This window comes from Pseudomonas sp. G5001 (assembly GCF_013385475.1).
Lineage (GTDB): Bacteria > Pseudomonadota > Gammaproteobacteria > Pseudomonadales > Pseudomonadaceae > Aquipseudomonas.
The window spans coordinates 1-26889 of the sequence record NZ_JACAPZ010000013.1 but is presented as its reverse complement, the minus strand read 5'-3'; the positions used below and the strand labels follow the sequence as shown (position 1 = coordinate 26889).

Below are 26889 nucleotides of genomic sequence, written 5' to 3'. Positions count from 1 at the left end.
TGTTCGTAGGGAGGGCTACGATGAGGGGCTGACGGCTGCATGTAAAATACTTATAACGCATAACCTAATTCGATATTAATGCGTTAAATGCATTTTTGTGGGTGATCGGCGCGCACGGACATTGCGTACCCGCCTGCGCCACCTACACTGATTTGAATTCGGCGACTCTCGCGCCATTTTTTCAGCCGTATGGCCCGATGCCCGCGCACTCATTGCTCAACAAATAAAGCAGTTAACCAACTGATTAATCAGAGTAAATATGAAAGAGCAGCCTCGGCAGCTTGCATCGGCAACGCAACCAGTGGCGCACAGCCGCGCCCTTTTTCGACCACCCCACCTTCTGGCTCCGTTGAGCCTGCTGTGCATCGCCCTCGCCGGCTGCACCGTCGGGCCCGATTTCGCGCGTCCTGAGGTGCCGGCGAACGCCGATTATTCACGAGAAAAACTCACCTCCACCACCAAGGCCGATATCGACACCGGCGGTGCGGCGCAGCGGTTGATCGCCGGGATGGATATTCCCGGGCAATGGTGGACGCTGTTCCGCTCACCGGAACTGAACGCGCTGGTGGAGGAAGCCTTGCGCGCCAACCCGGATGTCACCGCCGCGCAGGCGGCATTGCGCCAGGCCAACGAGCTGGTCTATGCCGACCAGGCGTCGCTGTTTCCCTCGGTGAGCGGCAACGTGCAGAAAGCCCGCGAGAAAGTATCGGGCGTCACCTCGGGCCTGCCGGAGTCGCCGATTCTCACGGTGAGTTCGGCGTCGCTGAGCGTGTCCTACGCCCCGGATGTGTTCGGCGGCACGCGCCGGCAAATTGAATCCACCTCGGCGCAGGCCGAGTACGAACGCTTCCAGTTGGAGGCGACCTACCTCACCTTGACCTCCAATGTGGTGAACACCGCAGTCAGCCTGGCCTCTATACGCGACCAGATCGCCGCCACCGAAACCATCATTCGGCTACAGAGTGATCAGCTCGACGTCCTGCAGGCGCAGCGCCGGCTGGGTGCGATCGGCGACTCCGACGTGCTCACACAGCAGACCGCGCTGGCGCAAACCCGTGCCACCTTGCCGCCCCTGCAAAAGCAGTTCGCCCAGACCCGCAACCAGTTGATGGCCTACCTCGGCCGGTTTCCCAACCAGGACCGGGACGAGCGCTTCAACCTCGCCTCCCTGCACCTGCCCGAAGAACTGCCGCTCAGCCTGCCTTCGGCCATCGTTGGCCAGCGGCCCGATGTGCGTTCCGCGCAGGCGCAACTGCATCAGGCCAGTGCCAATATCGGCGTGGCCGTCGCCAATCAGTTGCCCCAGTTCAGCATTACCGGGTCGGTGGGCTCCACGGTGGCCAGCGGGACCAAATTGTTTTCGGCGGGCAGTGGGGTCTGGAGCCTTGCCGGGTCGATCACCCAACCGATCTTTGATGCCGGCGCACTCGAACATCGCAAACGCGCTGCGGTGGCCGCCTATGACGAGTCGGCAGCCCGCTACCGTGGCACGGTGATCGGCGCGTTCCAGGACGTGGCCAACGCACTGCGGGCGCTGGAGGCGGATGCCGATGCACTCAACCAGCAGGTGGTGGCCGAGCGCTCTGCCCAAGCCAACCTGGACCTGGTGCAGGCGCAGTTCAAACTCGGTGCCGTGGCGTACATCAACCTGCTCACGGCCCAGCAAACCTACCAGAACACCGTGCTGGCCCGGGTCAGGGCGCAGGCCTCCCGCTACAGCGACACCACCGCGCTCTTCCAGGCATTGGGTGGCGGATGGTGGAACCGTACCGATGTGGACCCTGCCACCAAGGGCCGGCCTGATCGGTTCGGCCTGCCTTCGTGGAACGAGATCATGCCGGCCAGGAACGAGGCAGCGCCTGCCGATTCGGCACGGTTCAACTGAACTGAACTCTTGAAACAGCGAGAACATCCATGGCTGACGTCATAACCGCCTCTCCCCTGCCCACCGAGCCCGGCGCACCGCGCAAGCGCCGACTGTGGCGGCCGATGATCATCATGATCGTGGTGGTGCTGGTGATTGTGGCGATCATTGCCGGGGTGAAGTTCGTGCAGATTTCGGCGCTGATCGCCCAGTCGAAAATGCCCCTGCCCGCCTCCGTGGTCACGGCCATGAAGGTGCCGTTCAGCGACTGGCAACCGAATGTCAGCGCCGTGGGCTCAATGAAAGCGGTCAGGGGGGTGGATGTGACCACTGAAGTGGGCGGCATCGTGCGCACCATCGGCTTCACGCCCGGGCAAGAAGTGGCGGCCCAGGCGCTGCTCGTCCAGCTGAATGCCGACTCGGACATCGCGCAACTGCATTCCCTTGAGGCCACGGCCGACCTGGCGGTGATCGTCCTCAAGCGTGACAAGGCGCAACTGGCGGTTAACGCCATCTCCCAGGCACAAGTGGACACTGACACCGCCGACCTCAAAGCCAAGGTCGCCGCCGCTGAACAACAGCGCGCGCTGGTGGCGAAAAAAACCATCCGCGCACCGTTTGCCGGGCGCATCGGCATCACCAGCGTCAACCCTGGCCAATACCTCAACCCCGGCGACAAGATCGCCACGCTGCAAACCTTCGATCCGATCTACATCGACTTCACGGTGCCCCAGACTCAAATGGAGGCCATCGCCATCGGCCAAGGGGTTTCGGTAACGGCCGACGGACTGTCGAATCAAACCTTCACCGGCAAGATCAGCACCATCGACACCCAGTTCGACGCCACCACGCGCAATGTCACCGTGGAAGCCACCGTCGACAACCCCAAACAGAACCTGGTGCCCGGGATGTTTGCCCGCGCCGTGGTCAACTCCGGTGCGACGCAGCGCTACCTCACCGTTCCGCAGACATCGGTGACCTACAACCCTTACGGCACCACAGTATTCATTGCCACATCGAGCAAGAACGACAAGGGTGAGGAAGTCCTCACCGCGCAACAGACTTTCATCAAGACCGGGCCGACCCGGGGCGATCAGGTGGCGATCCTGTCGGGCGTGAAGGAAGGTGACCTGCTGATCACCAGCGGCCAGATGAAGCTCAAGAATGGCTCGCCGGTGAAGGTCGATAACAGCGCCGCGCCGCTGAACGATCCTGTGCCGACTCCCCAAGAACACTAAAGGTGTCCCATGAAGCTTACCGATACCTTTATTCAGCGGCCGGTTTGGGCGATTGTCGTCTCGCTGTTCATCCTGATCCTGGGGCTGCGCTCGATCTTCGAATTGCCGGTGAACCAATGGCCACGCACCGAAAATACCGTGGTCACCATCACCACCGCCTACTACGGCGCGGACGCCTCCACCGTTGCCGGCTTTATCACCCAGCCGCTTGAATCGGCCATCGCCCAGGCCCAGGGCATCGACTACCTGTCATCAACGAGCATCACCGGTGTCTCGACGATTACCGCCACGCTGCGGCTGAATTACGACGCGAGCAAGGCCCTCACCGAGATCAACACCCAGGTCAACTCGGTCAAGAACCAACTGCCGGCGCAGTCCCAGGAACCGGTGCTGACGGTGGCGGTCGGGCAGACCACCGACGCCATGTACCTGGGTTTCTACAGCGACACCCTGCCCACCAACAACATCACCGATTACCTGGTGCGGGTGGTCAAGCCCAAGCTGGACTCGATCCAGGGCGTGCAAACCGCCGAAATCCTCGGCGGGCGCCAGTTCGCCCTGCGCGCCTGGATGGACCCGAACAAACTGGCGGCGCATAACGTGACCGCCCAGGACGTGTCCACCGCCCTGGCCAACAACAACTACCTGTCTGCCGTCGGTTCCACCCGTGGGCAAACGGTGACGGTCGACCTGACGGCCGGGACCGACTTGCACACGGTGGATGAATTCAAGCGGCTGGTGGTCAAGCAGAAAGGCGATGCCCTGGTGTACCTGGAGGACGTGGCCACCGTCACCCTCGGCGCCGAAAGCTACGACAGCAGCGTGGCGTTTTCCGGCAAGCGTTCGGTGTTCATCGGCATCAAGACGGCGCCGACTGCCAATATCCTGACGGTGGCCGACAGCGTGCGCGAGGCCTTCCCCGAGCTGCAATCCCAGTTGCCCACCGGGGTACGCGGCGAGATCGTGTATGACTCCACGGAGTTCATCAACACCTCGATCTATGAGGTGGTGAAGACCCTGGTCGAGGCGATGATCATTGTGTCGGTGGTGATCTACCTGTTCCTCGGCTCGTTCCGCGCAGTGATCGTGCCGCTGGTGGCGATCCCGCTGTCGCTGGTCGGGACCTTCTTCATCATGTACCTGCTGGGGTACTCGATTAACCTGCTGACCCTGCTCGCCCTGGTATTGGCGATCGGCCTGGTGGTGGACGACGCGATTATCGTGGTGGAAAACGTCGACCGGCATATCAAGGAGGAAGGCAAAGGCGTGCTGGAAGCTGCGCTGGTTGCCGCGCGGGAACTGGGTGGGCCGATCATCGCGATGACCGTGGTGCTGATCGCCGCCTACGTGCCCATCGGGCTGCGCAGCGGCCTTACCGGTGCGCTGTTCAAGGAGTTCTGCTTCTCACTGGCGGGTGCCGTGACTGTGTCGGCCGTGGTGGCGTTGACACTTTCGCCGATGATGACGTCCCGGCTGTTCAAGTCCGGGCAGGAAGAAGGCCGGTTTGCGCGCAAACTCGATCAGTACTTTGACTGGTTGCGGGGCCGTTACCACCGCATACTCTCGGGTGGCCTGAACGTATGGCCGGTGCTGGTGACGTTTGGTTTTGTGCTGTTCCTGCTGGTGGCCGCCAGCGGCATGACCGCCAAAAGCGAACTGTCGCCCACCGAGGACCAGGGGCTGGTGTTCATGCAGATCAAGGGCCCGCCCACCGCCTCTCCGCAGCAGATGGAGCGCATCGCCGACCAGGCCTTCCAGATCGCCAACAAAGAGCCGGAATACGCGCAGATGTTCCAGCTGACCGGGTTGCCTATCCTCAACCAGGGCCTGGGCGGTGTGCTGCTGAAAAACTGGGGCGACCGCTCGCGCTCCCAGGCCCAACTGATATTGGAACTCCAGCAGAAATGGAACCAGGTGCCGGGCGCCACCATTGCGGCCTTCCCGCTGCCATCGCTGCCGGGCGCCCAGGGCTTGCCGGTGCAGTTCGTGATCACCACCACCGACTCGGTGGAAAACCTCAACGAAGTCGCCCAGGCCGTGGTGGCCGAGGCCCAGAAACAACAGCTGTTCTATTTCTCCGACATGGACCTGAAACTCGACAAGCCACAAGCCAAGCTGGTGGTGGACCGGGAAAAAATCGCCGCACTGGGCATGACCCAGGCCGACGTCGGTGCGGCGCTGTCCGCGGCACTGGGCGGCAACTACGTGAACTACTTCTCCACTGCCGGGCGCTCGTACAAAGTCATTCCCCAGGTGTTGCAGGTTGATCGCCTCAACCCGGACCAGATTCTCGATTACTACATCCGCACCCCATCCGGCAGCATGATCCAGGCGCGCACCGTGGCGCATATCGAAACCTCGACCCAGCCGGAATCCATCAACCACTTCCAGCAACTCAATTCGGCGACCCTGTCGGGCGTCAGCGGCGTGGCCCAGGGCGAGCTGCTGGCGAAACTGAACACCATTCTGACCAATATTGCGCCGTCGGGTTACACCTCGGACTTCTCCGGCGAATCACGCCAGTTCATGCAGGAATCCGGCGGGTTCTTCGGCCTGCTGATGTTTTCGATCCTGATCGTGTACCTGGCCCTGGCGTTTCAGTTCGAGAGTTTCCGCGACCCGGTGGTGATCCTGTTCTCGGTGCCCCCTGCACTCTTCGGCGCGCTGGCGTTTATCACCATGGGCTTTGCCTCGATCAACGTGTACACCCAGGTGGGGCTGGTGACGTTGCTGGGGTTGATCACCAAGCACGGGATCCTGATCGTGCAGTTTGCCAACGAGTTGCAGCGCGCCGGTCACAGCAAGCGTGAGGCCATAGAAGAAGCCGCCGGCGTGCGTTTGCGGCCGATCCTGATGACCACCGCCGCCATGGTGCTGGGCGTGGTGCCGCTGGTGTGGGCCTCCGGTGCCGGGGCTGCGGGACGGCATGACATGGGCCTGGTGATCTTCGCCGGGTTGTCGATCGGTACCGTGCTGACGCTGTTCATGGTGCCGGCGATGTATATGTTCATTGGCTCCACGCACCATCAGGAGGCGGAACAGCCAGTCCCCGTGTAGGAGCGAGCTGGCTCGCTCCTGCAGTGGATCAGTGGGTCAGATCACTACCCGCAGCGCCAAGCCTTCATACGCATCCAGGGTGATGGTGAAATCACCCTCGGGTGTCAGATCGCCCTCCACCCGCTCATTGATGATGTCCACCACCGGCCCGGGCGCAATATCGGGCAGGTGCAGGGTTTCAGTAATCGGCGTCGAGCCGAAGTTCAGCGCCGTGATCTGGGTACCTTTGCCCGCCGGCAGCTCGTGCACCATGATCAACAGCCCCGGGTGCTGCACATCCGGCACCAGGATCTGGCGGCTGGCGGCGATGTCGTAGGCTCGGCGCACCGCGAGGATTCTTTGCAGTTGCGAGGCAAACGAATCCGGGTCGGCCAACTGGCTGATCAGGCTGCCATACAAAGTTTTCGGGCGTGGCATCTGCCCGGCGGATTGCTCCGCATCCGGATTCAGGTCCACCAGGTCATAGGCGCCTCGATGGATCCAGCGTGTGTCGCCATCCAGCATCAAGTGGGCCACCTCCTGCGCCGGTAACGGCAATGCGCCCACCAGGTCCCAGCCGGACAGTGCAAACACCCCCGGTTGCATCGCGTTGTACATCACCAGCAGCAGGTGAATCTGGCGGATCTGCTGGATATCCGCCGGGGTAATCGCCTCAAGGTCGCGAATGCCCAGCGCCGCTGTAATGATGCTGGCGGTGGTGCAGGACACGCCGTTGGTCACGAACTTCAGGTTATACGGCGCGTGTTCGCCAGCCAGGCGTTCGTACATCTGCTCACGGATATGCTCGCGCAGGATGCCGCCGGGAAAGGTCTGCCCCTGATAGAGGTAGGTGTCATGGGCGTGCAACGTCCAGAAGTGCACCAGTTCCAGGGTCAGCTCGTCATGGTTCTGCAAGGCGTGGATCAGCGAGCCGGGGTCGATGCCCAGGGTGTGCATCTCCCGCAGCATCAGGCGCAGGAATTCGGTGTCGCCCATCAATAACGCGTGCTGGTAAGCCGGGCGCGTGATGAAGTCGTAGGACAGGTCTGCGCCGCCGTGGGACATGGCGGCGATGTCGTCCACCGTCAGGTTCAGTTCCTGGAAGCTGAAACCGCCCGCCTTGCGAATCGCGCCGCCCAGGATCTGGTTGCCGGTGATGGACAGTGGATGGCTTTCAGACCAGGCGTTACCTTCCAGTTTTCGTTCCACGCCAAGGAAACCGTTGGCGTCCAGGCGCAGGATTTTCGCCCCCATCACGTCGATGGCGTGCAGGGCGTCGCCGATGATCATCTGCTGCGCGGCGAAGGTCGGGTCCAGCCAGTTCAGCGACGGCTGCCCTTCCTTGAAGTAATGCAGGTACACCCAGCGGCGGGGCTTGCCGTCCACGCCGATGACCACATCGGTCGCGCTCCAGTCGGTTTCCTTGACCCCGGGTTCGAAGAAGATCACCCGTTGCAACTGGCCGACGATGTAGTGCTTGTCCCTGAGTACGTCGACCTGCTGTGGGCTGAGGTTCTGCGCATCGCGGCCCTCGCTGATGTCGGGCAGCAGCGGCCAGTCTTCTTCGCGGATCTCCACCATGTGGTAGAGCCCGGGATAGTCTTCGTAGGCCATCTCGGCCAGGCGGAAGTCCGCGCCCTTGCCGGTGTGGGACGGGATCACATCGTCAATGATCACCGCGTTGTGCGCGGCGGCCATGCGGGCCAGCGCCTGAAGCTGGGCTTCGGTGCCTAGTTGCGGGTCGATGTCGAAGCTGATGCGGTCAAAATTGCCGTCAATGGTGGGAGTGTGCTCGGTACCGGATAGACCGCCCGAGTGTTTCAACGGGCCGTTATGGATGCCCTGGATGCCGATTTTCGACAGCGCGTGCCACAAGGTTTCATCGCCCAGGGCCTCCAGTACGCTGCCGTTCTCGCGGGTGACGATGGACGCCGGATAGGCCGTGAACCACACCGATGCCAGGGCTGAAGCATCACGGGGCCGGGTATGGGCATACGGCTGTTGCCACAACCGGCCTTGCCCCGAGTAGAGCCTGGCGCGCTGCTTGGCGGCATGCAGCATCGATTGTTCCACCAGCCAGGCCACATGTTTCTTATCGGCGTCCGTCATAAATCAATCACCTGCACCCATGAAGTAGTCGGTTGCGGTGGCTGCATGTGAACCACCGTTCGTTACTGTATGAGGCCCCGGGCGGCAATTCGTTGCATCCGGGATGGCGACCCTTCCCCGGCCTAGACCCATCCACCGTCCACAATGAAGTTCTGTGCGGTACACATCGCCGATACATCAGAGGCCAGGAACAGCGCCATATTGGCGATATGTTCCGGCTCCACACTGCCCGGCAGGCACTGGCTGCGGGCGATCAATTCCCGGGCCGCGTCATCCACCCACATCGCCAGTTGTTTCTCGGTCATCACCCAGCCCGGCACCAGCGTATTGACCCTGATACGGCTGGGCCCAAGCTCCCGCGCCAGGGCCCGGGTCATGCCGTGGGCGGCGGCTTTGCTGGCGGCGTATACCGGGTAGCCGCTGGAAGCCATCATCCAGCCGATGGAACCCAGGTTGATGATCGACCCGCCGCCTGCGGCCTTCATCATCGGCACCACGGCCCGGGCCGCGAAAAAACCGTGCTTCAGGTTGACCGAAATCAGTTGGTCGAACCGCTCCGAGTCGATTTCATCCAGAGTGTGCCGAACGTCATTGGCGGCATTGTTCACCAGCACGTCGATCGGCCCGAGGCTCTGCGCCAGGCACGCTATCGCGGCCTTGTAGGCGATCTCGTCGGTGATATCGCAATGGGCGAATTCGACGGCATGGCCCTCGGCCGACAATATCGCCGCCAATCGGTCGCCCTGCCCTTGCGCCCGGTCCACGAAGGCTACCTTGGCCCCCTGGCGTGCGAAGGCACGCACCATGGCCTCGCCTATCCCGGAAGCACCGCCGGAGATCAGCACGGTTTTATCCCGCAGGTCCGGGTACATCGCCTGCGCGCCGGGCTGTTTTTCAGTGTTCATGGGGCAGTCACTCCGCTGTATTTAGTCTTATTTTATATTGCATGTTTTGCGATATTGGCTATAAATCAGCCCTGCAGCCGAATAAATAGTAGAACTATTTAATTAACAACAATAAAGGTAGCTCAGTCATGCGGCAATCCCGATTCCTGCTTACCGGCCTTGGCCTCTCCCTGGCGGTGGCCAGCCTGGGCGCTCAGGCGGCTGGCTTGTCCAGCGAACACAAGCCCTTCGGCAAAACCAATGACGGCACCGCCGTCGAGCAGTATGTATTGCGTAACAGTCATGGCGTACAAGCCACGGTCATCACCTATGGCGCGGTCTTGCAGTCGCTGAAAGTACCCGACAAACACGGCCAGTTCGCCGACGTGGTGCTGGGCTTCGATGACGTCCAGGGCTACCAGGCCGGTACTGCGTTCTTCGGCGCGACCATCGGCCGTTTTGGCAATCGCCTGGACAAGGGCAGCTTTGAACTGGACGGCAAACGCTATCAAGTGCCCCTCAACGACGGGCCGAACTCGCTGCACGGCGGCCCGCAAGGTTTCGACAAGCATGTGTGGAAAGCCCAGCCGGTCAAGCAGGACGATTCGGTGGGCGTGACCCTGAGCTACCTGTCAAAGGACGGCGAGATGGGTTTCCCCGGCAACCTGAAAGTCGATGTCACCTATAGCCTCAACGACAAGAACGAACTGCACATCGACTACAAGGCCACCACCGACAAACCCACGGTGCTGAACCTCACCAACCACAGTTACTTCAACCTCGCCGGCGCCGGCAGCGGTGATGTGCTCAAGCAGGTCGTCACCCTGCATGCCAGCCATTACACCCCGGTCAACAGCACCCTGATTCCCACCGGCGAACTGGCCCCGGTCGCCGGTACGCCGATGGACTTTCTCAAGCCCACTGCCATCGGCCAGCACATCAAGGACGATCATCCCCAGCTGAAATTCGCCGAACCTAAACAAGGTGGCTTTGACTTCAACTGGGTGCTGGATGCCAAGGGTGATATCGGCAAACTGGCCGCCGACGTTCGTGACCCGCAGTCCGGTCGCCGCTTGCAGCTGTATACCAGCGAGCCTGGCGTGCAGTTCTATACCGGCAACTTCCTCGACGGGACGATCAAGGGCAAGGGTGGCACGCCTTACGCCCACTGGAGTGCGTTCACCCTGGAAACCCAGCATTTTCCCGACGGCCCCAACCAGCCGAGCTTCCCCTCTACCCGTCTCGATCCTGGCCAGACCTACACGCAGAATACCGTGCTGAAATTCTCTGCTGACTAAACCTGTGGGAGCTGTCGAGCTTTGGCGAGGCTGCGATGACGTCGGCACTATCAATATCCAAGGTGCCTGACCCACCGCTATCGCAGCCTCGCTGAAGCTCGACAGCTCCCACAGTACCGGCGTTAGCAGGGCTGCCGGGAAACGTCAGCGGCCATCAGTTCCACAAACCGATCTTTTCCAGCTCCTGCTTGAAGTTCTCGCGGGTGATCAGCGTCACCTCATCCATGGCCGTGTACTTCGGCGGCTCCTTACCCGTAGTGACCCACTCGAACATCATGCTCGCGGTGTTGTAGCCCTCGATGTGCGGGCTGGGCAGCATCGAGCCGAAGAAGCCGCTGTTGGCTTTCTTCAATTCGCCAATGGCATCGGTGCCGTTGATGCCGATGCCGATGACATTCGCCGCCGCAAACCCGGCGCTTTCGGTGGCGCGCACGCCGCCAAGCACGGTGTTGTCATTCATGCCGCCGATGATCAGGTTTTTCGCGCCGCCGGGCAGCTTGACCAGCGCCGAGTTGGTGGCGTCCATACTGCCGGGGACGTCGAGGGTCTTGAGGGCTGCGTACAGGATGTGATCATCCGGAATGCCTGCGGCCTTCAGGGATTTGACCGAGCCATCAGTGCGCTTTTTACCGGTATCGAGTTCGTTGTAGGTGTTGATCACCGCATAGGTGTCCTTCCAATCCCAGCCACGTTTTTTCGCTTCAGTGGCCATGGCACTGCCCTGCTTCTCGCCCACTTCAAACGCGGCCATGCCCAGGTAAGGCACGTCTTCCATGAAGTTGCCCTTGGCATCCACAAAACGGTCATCCACGGCGATCACTTTCAAGCCGTTGGCTTTGGCCTTGGCCATGATCGCCGGGCCGAGGGACACGTCCGGCGGGCAAATCACAAAACCCTTGGCACCGTTGGCCGCCAGGCTGTCGATGGCCGAGAGGGTTTTCTCGCCGTCGGGCACGGCGATCTTGATCACCTCGAAGCCCTTGTCCTTGCCGGCCTTTTCGGCGAAGGCCCATTCGGTCTGGAACCAGGGCTCTTCCGCCTGCTTGACCAGAAAGCCGATCTTCACCGGCTCGGCCGCCAGCAACAGGCTGCTCAGGCCGACGGCGGACACCGCCACAGCGGCGCAGCACAGGGAACGGATACCACGACGACGATTCATAGGGTGACTCCTTGTTGTTGTTTTTGAGTGCGTTAAACAGCCTGTTGGTTATCCTGCAAAGCGGTGGCAGATTTTCCCCGGCACATCGACCTCAATGGCCAGCACCGCACCGTCCAGCGGGTGATCCAGCGGGCTGGCGGCACTGGTGATGTACAAGGTCTTGAGGTCGGGGCCTGCGAACACGCAACTGGTGGGACGGCTGACCGGCAATTCGATGACCCGGTCAACTTCACCGTCCGGCGTCAGCCGCAGCAGGCAGCTGCCGTCCCAGCGGGCGTTCCAGATATAGCCTTCGGCGTCCATGGCCGAGCCGTCCGGGCCACCCCGGGAGTGAGGCCCGAACCAGACCTGCGCAGGTGCGAGCTGGCCCTGTTCAGTCATCGGGTATCGATAGAGCGTGCCGTCCAGGCTGTCGCCGAAATGCACGTGGGTGGCGGCGTCGTTCCACAGCAAGGTGTTGGGAATCCCTAGGCCTTGCAGCAACGGCGTGACCTGCCCGTCGGTATCGACCCGGAACAGGCCGCCGGAACGTCGCAGCACCGGCAAGTCTTCACCGTGCTCGCCGATGTTGTTCTGCATGGTGCCCAGCCACAGCCGGCCTTGGGCATCACAGCGGGCTTCGTTGGCACGGTTGCCCGGTTGCGGATCGGCGACGCAAAGCAAGGTCAGGCGTGGATCGCTCGGCGTCGAATCGAGGTCGAGGCGATACACGCCGCTGCTCAGGGTCACCAGTGCATCGCCGCTGGCGCACGGAATAAACGCCGAGACCGGCTCAGGCAATTGCCAGGTGTGCAATTGCCCGCCCTGCAGGCGCAAGGCCTGCTGGCCGATGATGTCCACCCAATACAAGGCCTGGCCCGGTACATCCCAGAACGGCCCTTCGCCCAGCCGAGCCCGGTGCGGTGTGACTGCGGTCCACGACATGAAACCTCCTGCTTTCTTGTTGTTTTCAGGTGGTACCGGTTACAGCGCGTCGCGCGACGGCTGCCCATCTACCAGACGCTGAATGCGCAACGGGTTGGCATTCTTCAGCGCGTCGGGGAGCAGGCTATCAGGGTAATTCTGAAAGCACACAGGTCGCAGGAAACGCTCGATCGCCAGGGTGCCCACGGAAGTGCCACGGGCATCCGAAGTCGCCGGATACGGCCCGCCATGGACCATCGCGTCACACACCTCGACGCCCGTGGGGTAGCCGTTGAGCAGGATGCGGCCAACCTTTTGCTCCAGCAGCGGCGTCAACTCGCCGAACTGGGTGAAATCCGCCGGCTCGCCGATGATCGTCGCGGTCAATTGGCCGTGCAGGCCGTGCAACGCCGCAGCGAGTTGGGCCTGGTCGGCGACTTCCACGAACACCGTGGTGGGGCCGAACACTTCCTCCTGCAGCACTTCATCGCCGTTGATCAGCAGGCTGGCGTGCGCTTTGAACAGCTGTGGCTGCGCCTGATTGCCGGTTTGCGTCTGGCCCGCCAGGTGCTCGATGCGAGGATGGGCCAGCAGCGTGTGCAGGCCTTTGCCGTAGCTGTTCAAGGTGCCGGCATTGAGCATGGTTTGCGCGGGCTGGCCGCCGATCAGTTGGGCGACCTGTTGGGTGAAGCCTGTGAACGCTGGCGAGGCAATCCCGATCACCAGCCCCGGGTTCGTGCAGAACTGGCCGCACCCCTGCACCACCGAGGCGACCAGGTCGCGGGCGATGGTGTCTGCCCGGGTTTGCAGGGCCTGGGGCAAGACGATCACCGGGTTGATGCTGGACATCTCGGCGAACACCGGGATCGGTTGCGGGCGTGCCGCCGCCATATCGCACAACGCCCGGCCGCCCTTGAGCGAGCCGGTGAAACCCACGGCCTGGATCGCCGGGTGCTTGACCAGCGCTTCCCCCACACCGCCGCCGAAGATCATGTTGAACACGCCGCCGGGCATATCTGTGCGCTCGGCCGCCCGCATGATCGCATCGGCGACCCGCTCGGCGGTGGCCATGTGGCCGCTGTGGGCCTTGAACACCACCGGGCAACCGGCCGCCAGCGCGGCGGCGGTGTCGCCACCGGCAGTGGAAAAGGCCAGGGGGAAATTGCTCGCCCCAAACACCGCGACCGGCCCCAGGCCGATGCGGTATTGGCGCAGATCCGGGCGCGGCAAGGGCTGACGATCCGGCAGCGCCTGGTCGATCCGCGCGCCGTAGAAATCACCGCGCCGCAGTACCTTGGCGAACAACCGCATCTGGCCGCTGGTACGACCGCGCTCACCCTGGATACGCCCGGCGGGCAATGCCGTTTCGCGGCAGACCAGGGCGACAAAGTCATCGCCCAGGGCGTCCAGTTCATCGGCTATCGCCTCCAGGAACGACGCACGATGCTGCGCGCTCAGGCTGCGATAAGCCGGGTAAGCCTGAGCGGCGGCGTTGGCCGCGGCGTCGACCTCCTGCGCGGTGGCCTGGTAGAAATCAAAGGGCAATGCCTCGCCACTGGTGGCGTCGATGCTCTGCAGGGTGATGCTGCCGGCAGCGCTGCGCTGGCCGCCGATGTAGTTGTGGCCACAAATCCGGGTCATGCCTGTCTCCTTCAAAGGGTGCCTATGCCGCCAGGTGCCACGCCGCTGTTGGCCACGGCAATGCCGTTGATCAATGGCGCGCCGAATTCGGCCTGGCTGATTTCAAACACATCGCCTGGCTGGGTACGAATGCCGTCGGCAAACGACAAGGTGGCGGTGCCGAAGAAATGGATATGCACGTCACCTGGGCGCAGGAACTGGGTGTATTTGAAATGGTGGTATTCAAGGTTTTCGAGGCTGTGGCACATGTTGGCTTCGCCACTGAGGAATTCGTGCTGCCACAACACCTCGCCATTGCGCACGATACGGCTGGTGCCCGCCAGGTGCCGGGGCAGTTCACCCAGGCGCAACTCGGGACCGTAGCTGCAACTGCGCAGCTTGGAGTGGGCCAGGTACAGGTAATTCTTGCGCTCCATCACGTGGTCGGAAAACTCGTTGCCCACCGCGTAGCCCAGGCGATACGGCTTGCCGTCGTGACCAATCACATACAGCCCGGCGATTTCCGGCTCTTCGCCGGCGTCTTCGGCAAACGCTGGCCACGGGAATGGCTGGCCCGGACGCACCACGATGCTGCCGTCGCCCTTGTAGAACCATTCCGGCTGCACACCGGCCTGGCCAGCAGCCGGTTTGCCGCCCTCCACGCCCCATTTGAAGATGCGCATGCTGTCGGTCATCGCGCTTTCGTCACTGGCGTTCTGGTGCATCTTGTCCCGCGCCGACGCACTGCCCAGGTGGGTCAGGCCGGTACCGCTGACCAGCGTGTGGGCCGGGTCCGGGTGATCCAGCGGTGGCAAGATCTTCTGCGCGGCCAGCAGTTTGGCGTAGTCGTGGCTCTCGGCCAGGCCGAGGTGGTCTATGTGCTGTTGCAAGGTGACACCAGCCTCGATGGCGGCGAGTGCCAGGTCGCGTACCGTGCGGGCGGCCCGCACCTCGCGTACCTGATCGCCGTCGACCACGCCCACTCGGCGTTCGCCGTTGTTCAATTCAAACTGCACTAACCCCATGAGTGTTCTCCTGATTGCCAATTAAGTACGCGTGGCGCCACGGGCGCTGGCGGCGAACTGGTCGGGCGGCAGCACGTGCCTGCGCTCCAGCAACCGATAGACCACCCCGGTCAACACCACCCCGAACAGCATCACGCACGCCAGGAAGTACAAGCCCGACGCAAGGTTGCCGGTGTACTCCTTGAGGGCGCCGATCACGAACGGCCCGATGTAGCCGCCGAGGTTACCCACCGAGTTGATCAAGGCGATGCCCGCCGCTGCACTCGCGCCGGCAAAGAAACGTCCCGGCAAGGTCCAGAACACCGCGGTGCAAGAAAACAGCGCAAACGCCACCAGGCACAGCGCTGCCAGTTGCCACAGCGGCACTGTCAGCCAGGCGCTGAGGAACAGGCCGATGGCGCCCAACACGTAGAGCACGGCAAGATGACCGTAGCGATCATTCAGGCGATCGGAACTGCGCGGGACGATCAGCAAACCGATGATCCCGAAGATGTAGGGCACTGCCGACACAAACCCGGTGGTCAGGTCGCTGCCGCCAAACTGCTTGATCAAGGTCGGCAGCCACAGGCCCAGGCCATAAATGCTCAAGGTCACCGGCAGGTAGAACAGCGCCAGCAGCAACACGCGTTTGTCCTTCAGCGCATGCAGCGGGTTGCCGTGCCGGGTCTGGCCGTAGGCTTGCAGGTCTTTGGCCAGCTCGCCGGTGAGCCAGGCCTTCTCCGCCTGGTCCATCCATTTCACCTGTTGCGGCCCATCCGGCAGGTAGCGCAGCACCGGCCAGGTCAGCAGGATCGCTGGGGTGCCGATGACGATGAACAACCACTGCCAGCCGTGCAGGCCGAGTATCCCGTCCATGCCGAGCAAGCCGCCCGCCACGGGGCCGGTGATCATCATCGCGATGGGTTGGGACAGGATGAACAGCCCGAGGATCTTGCCGCGGTGCCTCACCGGGAACCATTGGGTGATGTAGTAGAGGACACCCGGGAAGAACCCGGCTTCGGCGGCGCCCAGCAGAAAGCGCATCACATAGAAACTATGGGGGCCCTGGACGAATGCCATGCCGATGGTAATCGCGCCCCAGGTCACCATGATTCGTGCGAACCAGCGCCGCGCGCCGAAACGGTCGAGCATCAGGTTGCTGGGGATTTCCAGCAGGAAGTAGCCAATAAAGAACAGCCCTGCTCCCAGCCCATACGCCGCATCGCCGATGCCGACATCCGCGCCCATGTGCAATTTGGCGAAGCCCACGGCCGAGCGATCCACGTAGGCAATCAGGTACAGCAAGATCAGGAAGGGAATCAGTTTCAGCGTGATGCGACGTATCAGCCGCTGTTCCTGGCTCATGTGAGCGGTCTCCGATTGTTATTTTTATAGAGCGTTTCGGGTTGCCTCTCGCGGAAAACCGCCAGGGCCAGGCCTCGTTGAATCGGACTATATAGTAATACTATTTAATCAACAACACTTCCAAACACCCGAATTTACGCCTATGTTAGGCCGAGAATGGATCTATATAGTCTTACAATAAGAGAGTCAGCCATGTCCGAGAAAAAGCCCGTCCTGCGCTCCGCCAGCTGGTTTGGTACCGCCGATAAAAACGGCTTCATGTACCGCAGCTGGATGAAAAACCAGGGGATTGCCGATCATCAGTTCCACGGCAAACCGATCATCGGGATCTGCAATACCTGGTCGGAGCTGACGCCCTGCAACGCGCACTTCCGCCAGATTGCCGAGCATGTGAAACGCGGCGTGATCGAAGCCGGTGGCTTTCCGGTGGAATTTCCGGTGTTCTCCAACGGCGAATCGAACCTGCGCCCCACCGCGATGCTCACCCGTAACCTGGCCAGCATGGACGTGGAGGAAGCCATTCGCGGCAACCCCATCGACGGCGTGGTGCTGCTGACCGGCTGTGACAAGACCACCCCGGCGCTGCTGATGGGCGCCGCCAGTTGCGACGTGCCGGCGATCGTCGTCACCGGCGGGCCGATGCTCAACGGCAAGCACAAGGGCCAGGACATCGGCTCGGGCACCGTGGTGTGGCAGCTCAGCGAACAGGTCAAGGCGGGCACCATTACCCTCGACGATTTCCTCGCGGCCGAAGGCGGCATGTCCCGCTCGGCGGGCACCTGCAACACCATGGGCACCGCCTCGACCATGGCCTGCATGGCCGAAGCACTCGGCACTTCCCTGCCCCACAACGCGGCGATTCCCGCGGTGGATGCGCGGCGTTATGTACTGGCGCACATGTCCGGCATGCGTGCGGTGGAGATGGTGCGCGAAGACCTGAAGCTGTCGAAGATCCTGACCAAGGAGGCTTTCGAAAACGCGATTCGCGTCAACGCAGCCATCGGCGGCTCGACCAACGCGGTGATTCACCTGAAAGCCATCGCCGGGCGCATCGGCGTCGAGCTCGACCTGGACGACTGGACCCGCATGGGCCGTGGCATACCGACCATCGTCGACCTGCAGCCGTCCGGGCGCTTCCTGATGGAGGAGTTCTACTACGCTGGCGGCCTGCCGGCGGTGCTGCGCCGCCTCGGTGAGGCCAACCTGATCCCGCACCCGAATGCCTTGACCGTCAACGGCAAGTCCCTCGGCGAAAACACCCGGGAAGCGCCGATCTACGGCCAGGACGAAGTGATCCGCACCCTCGACAACCCGATCCGCGCCGACGGCGGCATTTGTGTGTTGCGGGGCAACCTCGCGCCACTGGGTGCAGTCCTCAAGCCTTCGGCTGCCAGTGCCGAACTGATGCAGCATCGCGGGCGTGCCGTGGTGTTCGAGAACTTCGACATGTACAAGGCACGGATCAACGACCCGGAACTGGACGTGGATGCCAACTCGATCCTGGTGATGAAAAACTGCGGGCCCAAGGGTTATCCGGGCATGGCGGAAGTCGGCAACATGGGCTTGCCGGCCAAACTGCTGGCCCAGGGCGTGACCGACATGGTGCGGATTTCCGATGCGCGCATGAGCGGCACGGCCTACGGCACCGTGGTGTTGCACGTGGCGCCGGAAGCGGCGGCCGGCGGCCCGTTGGCCACGGTCAAGGAAGGCGACTGGATCGAACTCGATTGCGCCAATGGCCGCCTGCACCTGGACATTCCGGACGCCGAACTGGCGGCCCGCATGGCCGACCTTGCGCCGCCCGAGCAGCTGATTGTCGGGGGTTACCGGCAGCTGTACATCGACCACGTATTACAGGCAGACCAGGGCTGCGACTTCGACTTCCTGGTGGGCTGCCGTGGCGCCGAAGTGCCGCGTCATTCCCACTAATTGGGACGGGAGCAATGCTATGATGCCGCGTATTTCGCCAGAGTAGCCTCCCTGTTATGGATCAGCAGCCGACCAAGCCGCGCAAGAGCATGCACGCCCAAATCGTTCAGGACTTGGGCATGCACATCGTTTCCGGGCGCTTCAAGCCGGAAGAACGGTTGCCCATGGAGGCCACCTTGTGCGAGGAGTACAAGGTCAGCCGCTCGGTATTGCGTGAGGCGACCCGGGTGCTCAGCGCCAAGGGCCTGGTGATTTCCAAGCCCAAGGTCGGCGCCGTGGTGCGCCCACGGGTGCAGTGGCACCTGCTGGACCCGGACGTGCTGACCTGGCTGATGCAGTCGACACCCCACAGCGAGTTTTTCAACACCCTGGCCGGTGTGCGCCGGATCCTCGAGCCGGAAATCGCCGCGATGGCCGCGACCACCGCCACCGACGCCGACATCGCCACCATCGAAAAAGCCTACCTCGGCATGGAAACCGCCAATACCCACGAAACGTTGCTGCAGGCCGACCTGGACTTCCACCGGGCGATTGCCGATGCGACCCGCAACGACTTGCTGGCCTACATGTGCAATATGCTGTCGCTGCCACTTCGCGAGTCCATCAACATCACCAACCGTCGCCCCGACATCCAGGGCCTCAGCCTGCCCCGGCACAAAGCGATCCTCACCGCGATCAAGAACCGTGACGCCCTCGGCGCGCGGCATGCCTCCCTGGTGCAACTGGACGATACCCGGGTGGCGCTGGACACCGTGATGAACGTGCTGACGCCGCTGTAGCGCCAGGCAACCCACCGTCAAGTCGAGGCCGCCCTTGGATTACTTCGCTGCGTTAACCGCCTTTGTCGAAGCCGCCGAGGGCAATAACTTCTCCCGTGCCGCCGACCGGCTTGGCATCAAGGCTTCCACGGTTTCACGCTACGTGAAGGACCTTGAACAGGACCTCGGCATCGCCTTGTTCAACCGCTCTACCCGTACGCTGCACCTGACCGAGGGTGGCCAGACATTCCTGACGCACGCACGCCGGGTACTGGATGAACTCGAACAAGCCAAGGCCGCCACCTCCGCACTGAACGAACAACCACGGGGCGTGCTCAAGCTTAACCTGCCGCCCGCCTTTGCCCGTCACCATATCCTTCCCACCTTGAATGCCTTCCTGGCCCGCTACCCGCAGATCAAGCTGGAACTGGTGCTGGACGACAGCCACGTCAACCTGATTCATGCCGGCGCGGACCTGGCGATCCGCATTGGCACCCTGGCGGATTCCACGTTGAAGGCACGCAAGATCTGCGATGAGCGCTACCGGCTGGTGGCCAGCCCGGGGTTTTGCCGGGAGTATCCGGCGCCGGTCAACCCTGCCGACCTGGCTGCCATGCCGGCGATTCTGGGGGCGGCTGACAGCGCATTTGCCAACGGGCGTGAGGTGTCACCGCTGGTGCATAAAGACAGCATCCGGATCAACGACCTGGACGCACAATTGATCGCCGCACAACAGGGCCTGGGATTTGCCTTGCTGCCCGACTGGCTGGTAGCCAAACCCATTGAAACCGGCGAGTTGCTGGTGTGGTTGCCTGAGTGGGATATCCGCATCGCAGGCCGTGAATCGGCGGTGTGGTTCGTGTATCCACCCAAGCGCATCGTGTCTTCCAAAGTGCGGTGCTTCATCGACTTTATCGTCGAGCAGATGGGCGAAACACCGCACTGGAAACGTCTCAGCTGAAGCGGATATCCAGCGACCGCAGATAGGTTTGCAGCCCCGCATCCTGGATCGGAATCAGGAAGGCTTCCGTGTCGGACTCATTGAAGTGGGCATGCCAGTAACCTGGCGGCGTCACGAACGCCAGGCCCGGCGACCAGTCGACCCGCACCGGGTTGCGGATCTGCCCGTTGGCGTCCAGTTCGGTGCCCACCAGCGAGTAGCAACCCTTTGGGCAATCGATGATGAAATCCAGCGCAATCGACTGGTGTCGGTGGGGCTTCTGAATCGACCCCGGCGGCAGGATGCCGTACATCGCCCACAGCACATGGGTCACGGTGCGAGTCTGCGGGAAGTTGCGATTGCCCAGCAGGATGCTGATACGGCTACGGTCCTGGGCGCGGGGATCATCGGCCGCTTCGCGCAGTTTTGCGTTGACCAGCTCCGCGGGATACAGCGTCCGCACGAAGCGATCGGCACTGCGGGTCACGCCCAGGTAACGCAACAGCGGCTCATCGTGGACGTAATACAGGCGCGCATCCTCTGATGCGCTGAACCGCGCTTGCTGCAGACCTGGCAGCGCAATGAAGCAGCCTTTGGTCCAGTCGATGCGGTGCGCGCCCTGAACCACACTGCCCTGCCCGGCGATGACATAAAACACCTGTGAGGTGGCGTTGGGGTGCAGTTCCAGCGTATCGCCGGCGTTCAGGCGAATGAAGTTCGCACACAGCCCCGGACCGGTGGCCGGACCTTCGCAACCCAAGGCATCGCTGAGGTCCAGCGGCACTACCCGAGAGGGCCCACTGTCGTACAGCGAGGCCGGGAAGCTGTGATAGGGAATGCGCGTGATCAGGTTGGCGCTGATGGGATTGGCGGCCTTGCTGTATTCAAAGTATTCGGCATCGAGCAGGTGCTGCGGTTGGGTATCGGCCACGTCAGGCTTGAATTCGCTATTCATTATGATCACCTCAATCTACGACTGGATTTCGCATGCCCCGTGGGGCGCTGCGGCGGTGAAAGAACTATAGGCATTCAGCGGCGGTGGATTAATCCCTCATCTTGCATAGCAGTTGTGCGAAATGGGGCAGGCACAAGCCTCTCTTGGTGTACTGATAGTTTGATTCAACCAACTATCAAAGTGCCACTTTATAAATAAGTTAAATATATATACATCAGCGCCCATAAAAAATCCGCCGCAGAGACTGCGGCGGCAAACCAAAGGATGTTGTCGAAGCAGAGCGGCTAAGACAGGGTTAAAACTACAGCAGCGTGCGCATATGCACAGTGAATTTTAATTAATCGAGTTTAATCGGCAGTGCACCTGCGCACGCAACTATTGGCAATTAAACTATCCACGAAACAACAGGCTAGTTAAACAAACACGGTTGATCGTGGACTTCCGTTTTACCTTGCTGCTTCGCCGAAAAGGCCCGGGTTTGCCCCGGGCCTTTTTTTCGGGGACCATATCGGCCTTCTTTCTGATGTCACCCAAGGGAATCCCATGGCCAACCACGACCTCGCCTTCACCCCCGATCTCGACCCGGACTCCATCTCTTCCGACGTTATCGGCTTCAACGGCATTCTTGTCTCCACGCAAATCCCTACCCGCGCCGACGGCAGCCTGGAGCTTGGCGACATCACCCTGCAAAGCGAATGCACCCTGCAAGCCCTCAAGCTGGCCCTGGAACGTGCCGGCAGTTCGATTGACCGGGTCATGCACCTGACCATCTACCTGACCGACATGGCCGACCGCGCCGCGTTCAACGAAGTCTACAAACGCTACTTCGCCAAGCCCTGGCCTGTGCGTGCGGCGGTTGGTGTTGCCGCCCTGGCCGTCGAAGGCATGCGGGTTGAAGTCACTGCGATGGCCGCCAAGGGCTGAGTCAAACGCTCTATATCAACCAACGATGATCAAATGTGGGAGCTGTCGAGCTCCAGCGAGGCTGCGATGGGATCGCCTCGGTGTCACTGATACACCGCGGTGTCTGCATCGCGGGCAAGCCCGGCTCCCACCGTTGAGTGCATTCCAATTTGGGAGCACACCTGGGGCTTGATAGATGTCGATAGCGCATTTCGCAGCTACAATGCCCGCCTCCGTGACAAGCCTGACTAAAAAAACTATGTCCTTGCCCAAGCATCACCTGGAATTGCTCAGCCCTGCGCGCGATGTTGCCATCGCCCGCGAGGCCATCCTGCATGGCGCCGACGCCGTGTACATCGGCGGCCCGAGTTTCGGCGCGCGCCATAACGCCTGCAACGACGTGAGCGATATCGCGCAGTTGGTGGAGTTCGCCCGGCGCTACCACGCGCGGGTGTTCACCACCATCAACACGATCCTGCACGACAACGAGCTGGAGCCGGCGCGCAAGCTGATCCACCAGCTCTACGATGCCGGCGTCGACGCGCTGATCGTCCAGGACCTGGGGGTGATGGAGCTGGATATCCCGCCCATCGAACTGCATGCCAGCACCCAGACCGACATCCGCACCCTGGGCCGGGCCAAGTTCCTCGACCAGGCCGGTTTTTCGCAGTTGGTATTGGCCCGTGAGCTGAACCTGCAGGAAATCCGTGCGATTGCCGATGAAACCGATGCCGCCATCGAGTTCTTCATCCACGGTGCCTTGTGCGTGGCCTTCTCCGGCCAGTGCAACATCTCCCACGCCCAGAATGGCCGCAGCGCCAACCGTGGCGATTGCTCCCAGGCCTGCCGCCTGCCCTACACCCTGAAGGATGACCAGGGCCGTGTGGTTGCCTTTGAAAAGCACCTGTTGTCGATGAAAGACAACAACCAGAGCGCCAACCTGCGCGCCCTGGTGGATGCCGGCGTGCGTTCGTTCAAGATCGAAGGCCGCTACAAGGACATGGGCTATGTGAAGAACATCACCGCCTATTACCGCCAGCGCCTGGACGAGATTCTTGAAGACCGCCCGGACCTGGCCCGCGCTTCCAGCGGCCGCACCGCGCATTTCTTCCTGCCGGACCCGGAAAAGACCTTCCATCGTGGCAGCACCGACTACTTCGTCACCGACCGCAAGGTCGACATCGGCGCCTTCGACACCCCAACCTTTACCGGCCTGCCGGTGGGTGTGGTGGAAAAAGCCGGCAAGCGTGACTTGCAAGTGATCACCCATGAGCCGCTGTCCAACGGCGACGGCCTCAATGTGCTGATCAAGCGTGAAGTGGTAGGTTTCCGCGCCAACATCGCCGAGCCAAAAGGTGCGTTCGAAGAAGACGGCGAGAAGCGCTATCGCTACCGCGTCGAACCCAACGAGATGCCGGCCGGCTTGCACCAACTGCGCCCGAACCATCCGTTGAACCGCAACCTGGACCATAACTGGCAGCAGGCTTTGCTGAAGACTTCCGCCGAACGCCGGATCGGCGTGTCATGGGCGGCTCGCCTGCAGGAAGATCGCCTGGAACTGACCGTCACCAGCGAAGAAGGCATCAGCGCCAGCGTTGCCCTGCCCGGCCCGTTTGGCGTGGCCAACAAGCCGGAACAGGCCCTGGAAACCCTGCGTGACCTGCTGGGCCAACTGGGCACCACCCAGTACCACGCCACTGCGATCGAGCTGGATGCGCCGCAGGCGTTTTTCATCCCGAACTCGCAGCTCAAGGCCCTGCGCCGTGAAGTGATCGAGGCGCTGACCGAGGCGCGTATCCAGGCCCATCCACGGGGCGGCCGCAAGGCAGAAACCACGCCGCCGCCGGTGTATCCGGAATCGCACCTGTCGTTCCTGGCCAACGTCTACAACCAGAAGGCTCGCGACTTCTATCACCGTCACGGTGTGCAACTGATCGATGCGGCGTATGAAGCCCACGAAGAAACCGGCGAAGTGCCGGTGATGATCACCAAGCACTGCCTGCGGTTCTCGTTCAACCTGTGCCCCAAACAGGCCAAGGGTGTGACGGGGGTGAAGACCAAGGTTGCGCCGATGCAGTTGATCCACGGCGACGAAGTGCTGACGCTGAAGTTCGACTGCAAGCCTTGCGAGATGCACGTGATCGGCAAGATCAAGGGCCACATCCTCGGCCTGCCGCAACCGGGCAGCGTGGTGGGTTATATCAGCCCGGATGACCTGCTCAAGACCATCCCGCGCGGCGCACATTGAGTCGCCGGTGAGCGTCATGCTACGGCGTGACGCTCATCACTGTTTTCGAACGCCACCACCAACCCCGCTGCAACCCCGCCGCCGCGAGCAAAATCGCCGCCACGCCCAGCCATTGCAACCAGCCCAGGCGATGCCCAAAGGCAATCCAGTCGACAAAGATTGCCGCAATCGGGTAGATAAACGACAGCGCCCCGGTGATTGCCGTCGGCAACTTCTGGATCGCGCCATACAGCAACACGTACATCAAGCCCGTATGCACCACGCCCAGGGTCAGCAATGCGGCCCAGGCTTCCATCGACGCCGAAAGGCTGTGCCACTGCATCAGCGGTGCCAGCAGCAAGGCGCCCGTGGTCACCTGGATCAACGCCATCAAATGCGGCGGCACCTCCTTCAAGCGCTTGATGATCAGCGCGGCAATCGCGTACAAAAACGCCGCACCCAGCGCCAATGCCACGCCCACCAGATAGTCATCCCCGGTATTTGACTGATCGCCATGGGCAGTGACAATCGCCAGCATTCCCACGAACGCTACGCTCAGCCAGGCGAGCTTCTGCACGGTGATTTTCTCGCCCAGGAACACTGCTGCCAGCATCACCAGCATGAACGGCTGCACGTTATACACCGCTGTACTGATGGAAATGGATGCCCTGGCGTAGGACTCGAACAGCAGCAACCAATTCCCCACGATCGCCACGCCGCTGAGCATCGCCAGCCCGAGTTTGGTGTAGTCCAGCAAGTCCAGGCGCAGATAGCCGAGCAGCCAGCACACCACCACCAACGTCAGCGCGCCGATCACGCAGCGCCAGAACACCACTTCGACCACTGGCACTCCCGACACCAGCACGAACCAGCCGATGGTGCCGGATATGAGCATGGCGGCGACCATTTCCCATGAACCGCGACGTATGGATTTGTCCATGATTGAGCTCCTCAAGTGAGGCTCAATTATGGCAATCTGGCCTGTAGCGACTCCATATTCTAAATAAGGCGAACCTTTCATTTCGCCTATTCTTATTAGGCAAACCTGAGCAATCGCTTTCGGAGCGACCATGATTGACAGCATTGACCAGCAACTGATCGCCGCGCTGATGGACGATTCGCGCCTGTCCCTCAAGGCCTTGGCGGGTATCACCGGCCTGTCCTCCCCCAGCGTCGGCGAGCGGCTGCGGCGCCTGGAAGAGCGTGGCGTCTTGAAGAACTACACCGTGGACATTGACCCCAAGCATTTTGGCTATCTGCTGCAAGCCATCGTGCGCATTCGCCCTTTGCCCGGGAAACTGCAGGAGGTGGAGCGCCAGATCCAGGCGATCCCCGAGTTCACCGAGTGCGACAAGGTGACCGGCGATGACTGCTTCATCGCACGCCTGCATGTGCGCACCATGGACCAACTCGACACACTGCTGGATAAGCTCAACGCTTACGCCGAAACCAACACCGCCATCGTCAAGAAAACCCCGGTAAAACGCCGATTGCCACCACTGAGTGATTCATGATTCTGAGTCACTGATGCAGTGACGGGATCGCTATTCTGTCAATCCAGGGCGGTGTTTATGCTTGATCCACACATTGGAACAACAGGCGTAAACACCATGTATGTCATCACCGGAATCACAGGCAAAGTCGGCGGCGCCCTCGCGCGTTTTCTGCTCAATGATCGTCAACCCGTGCGCGCAGTCATTCGCGATGCCGGCAAAGGCGCCGTATGGGCCGCCCTTGGTTGCGAGGTCGCCATCGCCAATATGGACGACGCTGCGGCCCTCACTGAAGCATTCAAGGGTGCCACCGGCGTGTTCATCCTGCCGCCTTCGGATTTCGACCCGGAGCCGGGTTTTCCCGAGGCGCGCAAGGTGATTGCCGCCGTCGCTCAGGCCATTGAAGCTGCGGCCCCGCAGAAAGTTGTTTGCCTGTCGACCATTGGCGCCCAGGCCGAACACCTGAACCTGCTGACCCAACGCACCTTGATGGAACAGGCGCTGAGCGCGTTGAACGTGCCGGTGACCTTTTTGCGTCCGGGCTGGTTTATGGAAAACGCCGCCTACGACGTAGCCACTGCCCGCGAACACGGAGTGATCCACAGCTTCCTGCAACCGCTGGATAAGACCGTACCGATGATCGCCACCGCCGACGTCGGCCGCCTCGCTGCGCAATTGTTGCAGCAACACTGGAGCGGGCGTCGGGTAGTTGAGCTGGAAGGCCAATGGGTCAGCCCGAACGACATCGCTCGCACGTTGACCGAAGTGCTTGGTCGTGGTGTGACAGCACAGGTGGTGCCTCGCGATGCGTGGGAGCCGATGTTTCGTGAGCAAGGCGCGCAGAATCCAATGCCGCGCATGCGCATGATTGATGGGTTTAACGAAGGTTGGATCTGCTTTGAGCAGGCGGACGTGGTTAAGGGTGAGACCACATTGCTCAAGGTGCTGCGGGAGTTGGCTGCAAAAACCTGATGCCATGGCCTGCAAGCCAGCTCAGTGATTGGGTACATATCCGTTATTTGGGTAACGGCGGCGTATGGTTTCGCTCTTACAGCGAGTCACTTTGCAAAAGCGGCAAAGTCCACCAAACGGCATTGCTCCGCGGGCCGCCGCTCCGCAATACCTGCGTTCGGCCTCGGACTTATTGGGGATCAAAAGCAAGAGCACAGCGGCCTCCCGGCGGGCTTGAGTGTTAAAAGCAAAG

Annotated in this window: 20 protein-coding genes; 11 read left to right on the top strand and 9 right to left on the bottom strand. The window is 61.8% G+C overall.

Translation table 11 applies throughout. From position 1 onward, the window contains the following. The first annotated feature begins 349 nt into the window (after positions 1 to 349). From HX805_RS13075 to HX805_RS13065, 3 genes are all read left to right on the top strand, one after another. Positions 350 to 1885, top strand: a complete 1536-nt coding sequence (locus HX805_RS13075) for an efflux transporter outer membrane subunit (RefSeq protein WP_256344654.1) — start codon at positions 350 to 352, stop codon at positions 1883 to 1885. 104 nt (positions 1886 to 1989) lie between these two features. Further along, positions 1990 to 3102: an efflux RND transporter periplasmic adaptor subunit gene (locus HX805_RS13070; RefSeq protein WP_177081878.1), complete on the top strand. Its 1113-nt coding sequence runs from the start codon at positions 1990 to 1992 to the stop codon at positions 3100 to 3102. 9 nt (positions 3103 to 3111) lie between these two features. After that, complete coding sequence (locus HX805_RS13065; RefSeq protein WP_134326633.1) at positions 3112 to 6159, top strand: efflux RND transporter permease subunit; 3048 nt, start codon at positions 3112 to 3114, stop codon at positions 6157 to 6159. A 36-nt stretch (positions 6160 to 6195) separates the two neighbouring features. Here the strand turns inward: HX805_RS13065 and treS are convergent, their stop codons facing one another. After that, positions 6196 to 8247, bottom strand: coding sequence for a maltose alpha-D-glucosyltransferase (gene treS, locus HX805_RS13060; protein WP_177081838.1), 2052 nt, complete (start codon positions 8245 to 8247; stop codon positions 6196 to 6198). Between the two features lie 122 nt (positions 8248 to 8369). Next, the gene (locus tag HX805_RS13055) at positions 8370 to 9152 is read right to left on the bottom strand and encodes an SDR family NAD(P)-dependent oxidoreductase (protein WP_003217767.1); all 783 of its coding nucleotides are present in this window, start codon (positions 9150 to 9152) and stop codon (positions 8370 to 8372) included. 128 nt (positions 9153 to 9280) lie between these two features. Between HX805_RS13055 and HX805_RS13050 the strand changes: the two genes are divergently transcribed. Beyond that, positions 9281 to 10429, top strand: a complete 1149-nt coding sequence (locus tag HX805_RS13050) for an aldose epimerase family protein (RefSeq protein WP_177081837.1) — start codon at positions 9281 to 9283, stop codon at positions 10427 to 10429. Between the two features lie 154 nt (positions 10430 to 10583). Here HX805_RS13050 and HX805_RS13045 read toward each other — a convergent pair whose 3' ends face one another. From HX805_RS13045 to HX805_RS13025, 5 genes are read right to left on the bottom strand one after another with little or no spacing between them, the layout of a single operon-like run. Then, complete coding sequence (locus HX805_RS13045; protein ID WP_003217769.1) at positions 10584 to 11588, bottom strand: substrate-binding domain-containing protein; 1005 nt, start codon at positions 11586 to 11588, stop codon at positions 10584 to 10586. Positions 11589 to 11636: 48 nt separating this feature from the next. Further along, a complete protein-coding gene (locus HX805_RS13040; RefSeq protein WP_177081836.1) occupies positions 11637 to 12512 on the bottom strand; it encodes an SMP-30/gluconolactonase/LRE family protein in 876 nt (291 codons plus the stop codon). A 39-nt stretch (positions 12513 to 12551) separates the two neighbouring features. Further along, positions 12552 to 14132 carry an aldehyde dehydrogenase (NADP(+)) gene (locus HX805_RS13035; protein WP_177081835.1) on the bottom strand — a complete coding sequence of 527 codons (1581 nt, stop codon included), beginning with the start codon at positions 14130 to 14132 and terminating at the stop codon, positions 12552 to 12554. A gap of 11 nt (positions 14133 to 14143) precedes the next feature. Continuing rightward, positions 14144 to 15136 (bottom strand): AraD1 family protein, encoded by a 993-nt coding sequence (gene araD1 / locus HX805_RS13030; protein ID WP_102369088.1) that lies wholly within the window; start codon positions 15134 to 15136, stop codon positions 14144 to 14146. A gap of 21 nt (positions 15137 to 15157) precedes the next feature. After that, positions 15158 to 16480 (bottom strand): MFS transporter, encoded by a 1323-nt coding sequence (locus HX805_RS13025; RefSeq protein WP_087693837.1) that lies wholly within the window; start codon positions 16478 to 16480, stop codon positions 15158 to 15160. Between the two features lie 192 nt (positions 16481 to 16672). On the opposite strand from HX805_RS13025, the gene HX805_RS13020 reads away from it, so the two are divergent. From HX805_RS13020 to HX805_RS13010, 3 genes are read left to right on the top strand one after another with little or no spacing between them, the layout of a single operon-like run. Beyond that, a complete protein-coding gene (locus HX805_RS13020; protein ID WP_177081834.1) occupies positions 16673 to 18409 on the top strand; it encodes an IlvD/Edd family dehydratase in 1737 nt (578 codons plus the stop codon). Positions 18410 to 18465: 56 nt separating this feature from the next. After that, on the top strand, positions 18466 to 19188 hold the full coding sequence (locus tag HX805_RS13015; RefSeq protein ID WP_003217775.1) for a FadR/GntR family transcriptional regulator: 723 nt from the start codon (positions 18466 to 18468) through the stop codon (positions 19186 to 19188). 34 nt (positions 19189 to 19222) lie between these two features. Continuing rightward, positions 19223 to 20128: a LysR family transcriptional regulator gene (locus HX805_RS13010; RefSeq protein WP_177081833.1), complete on the top strand. Its 906-nt coding sequence runs from the start codon at positions 19223 to 19225 to the stop codon at positions 20126 to 20128. Here HX805_RS13010 and HX805_RS13005 read toward each other — a convergent pair. Then, positions 20121 to 21062: a cupin gene (locus HX805_RS13005; RefSeq protein WP_177081832.1), complete on the bottom strand. Its 942-nt coding sequence runs from the start codon at positions 21060 to 21062 to the stop codon at positions 20121 to 20123. The two genes, HX805_RS13010 and HX805_RS13005, sit on opposite strands and share 8 nt — an antisense overlap. A 543-nt stretch (positions 21063 to 21605) precedes the next feature. Between HX805_RS13005 and HX805_RS13000 the strand changes: the two genes are divergently transcribed. Both HX805_RS13000 and HX805_RS12995 read left to right on the top strand, forming a co-directional pair. Then, complete coding sequence (locus HX805_RS13000) at positions 21606 to 21986, top strand: RidA family protein (protein ID WP_177081831.1); 381 nt, start codon at positions 21606 to 21608, stop codon at positions 21984 to 21986. Positions 21987 to 22224: 238 nt separating this feature from the next. Then, the gene (locus HX805_RS12995; RefSeq protein WP_177081830.1) at positions 22225 to 24213 is read left to right on the top strand and encodes a U32 family peptidase; all 1989 of its coding nucleotides are present in this window, start codon (positions 22225 to 22227) and stop codon (positions 24211 to 24213) included. Between the two features lie 19 nt (positions 24214 to 24232). Here HX805_RS12995 and HX805_RS12990 read toward each other — a convergent pair whose 3' ends face one another. Continuing rightward, on the bottom strand, positions 24233 to 25132 hold the full coding sequence (locus HX805_RS12990) for a DMT family transporter (RefSeq protein ID WP_177081829.1): 900 nt from the start codon (positions 25130 to 25132) through the stop codon (positions 24233 to 24235). 130 nt (positions 25133 to 25262) lie between these two features. Between HX805_RS12990 and HX805_RS12985 the strand changes: the two genes are divergently transcribed. Both HX805_RS12985 and HX805_RS12980 read left to right on the top strand, forming a co-directional pair. Further along, positions 25263 to 25706 (top strand): Lrp/AsnC family transcriptional regulator, encoded by a 444-nt coding sequence (locus HX805_RS12985; protein WP_003217805.1) that lies wholly within the window; start codon positions 25263 to 25265, stop codon positions 25704 to 25706. Positions 25707 to 25802: 96 nt separating this feature from the next. Next, positions 25803 to 26657, top strand: a complete 855-nt coding sequence (locus HX805_RS12980; RefSeq protein WP_177029054.1) for an NmrA family NAD(P)-binding protein — start codon at positions 25803 to 25805, stop codon at positions 26655 to 26657. Positions 26658 to 26889: the final 232 nt, after the last annotated feature.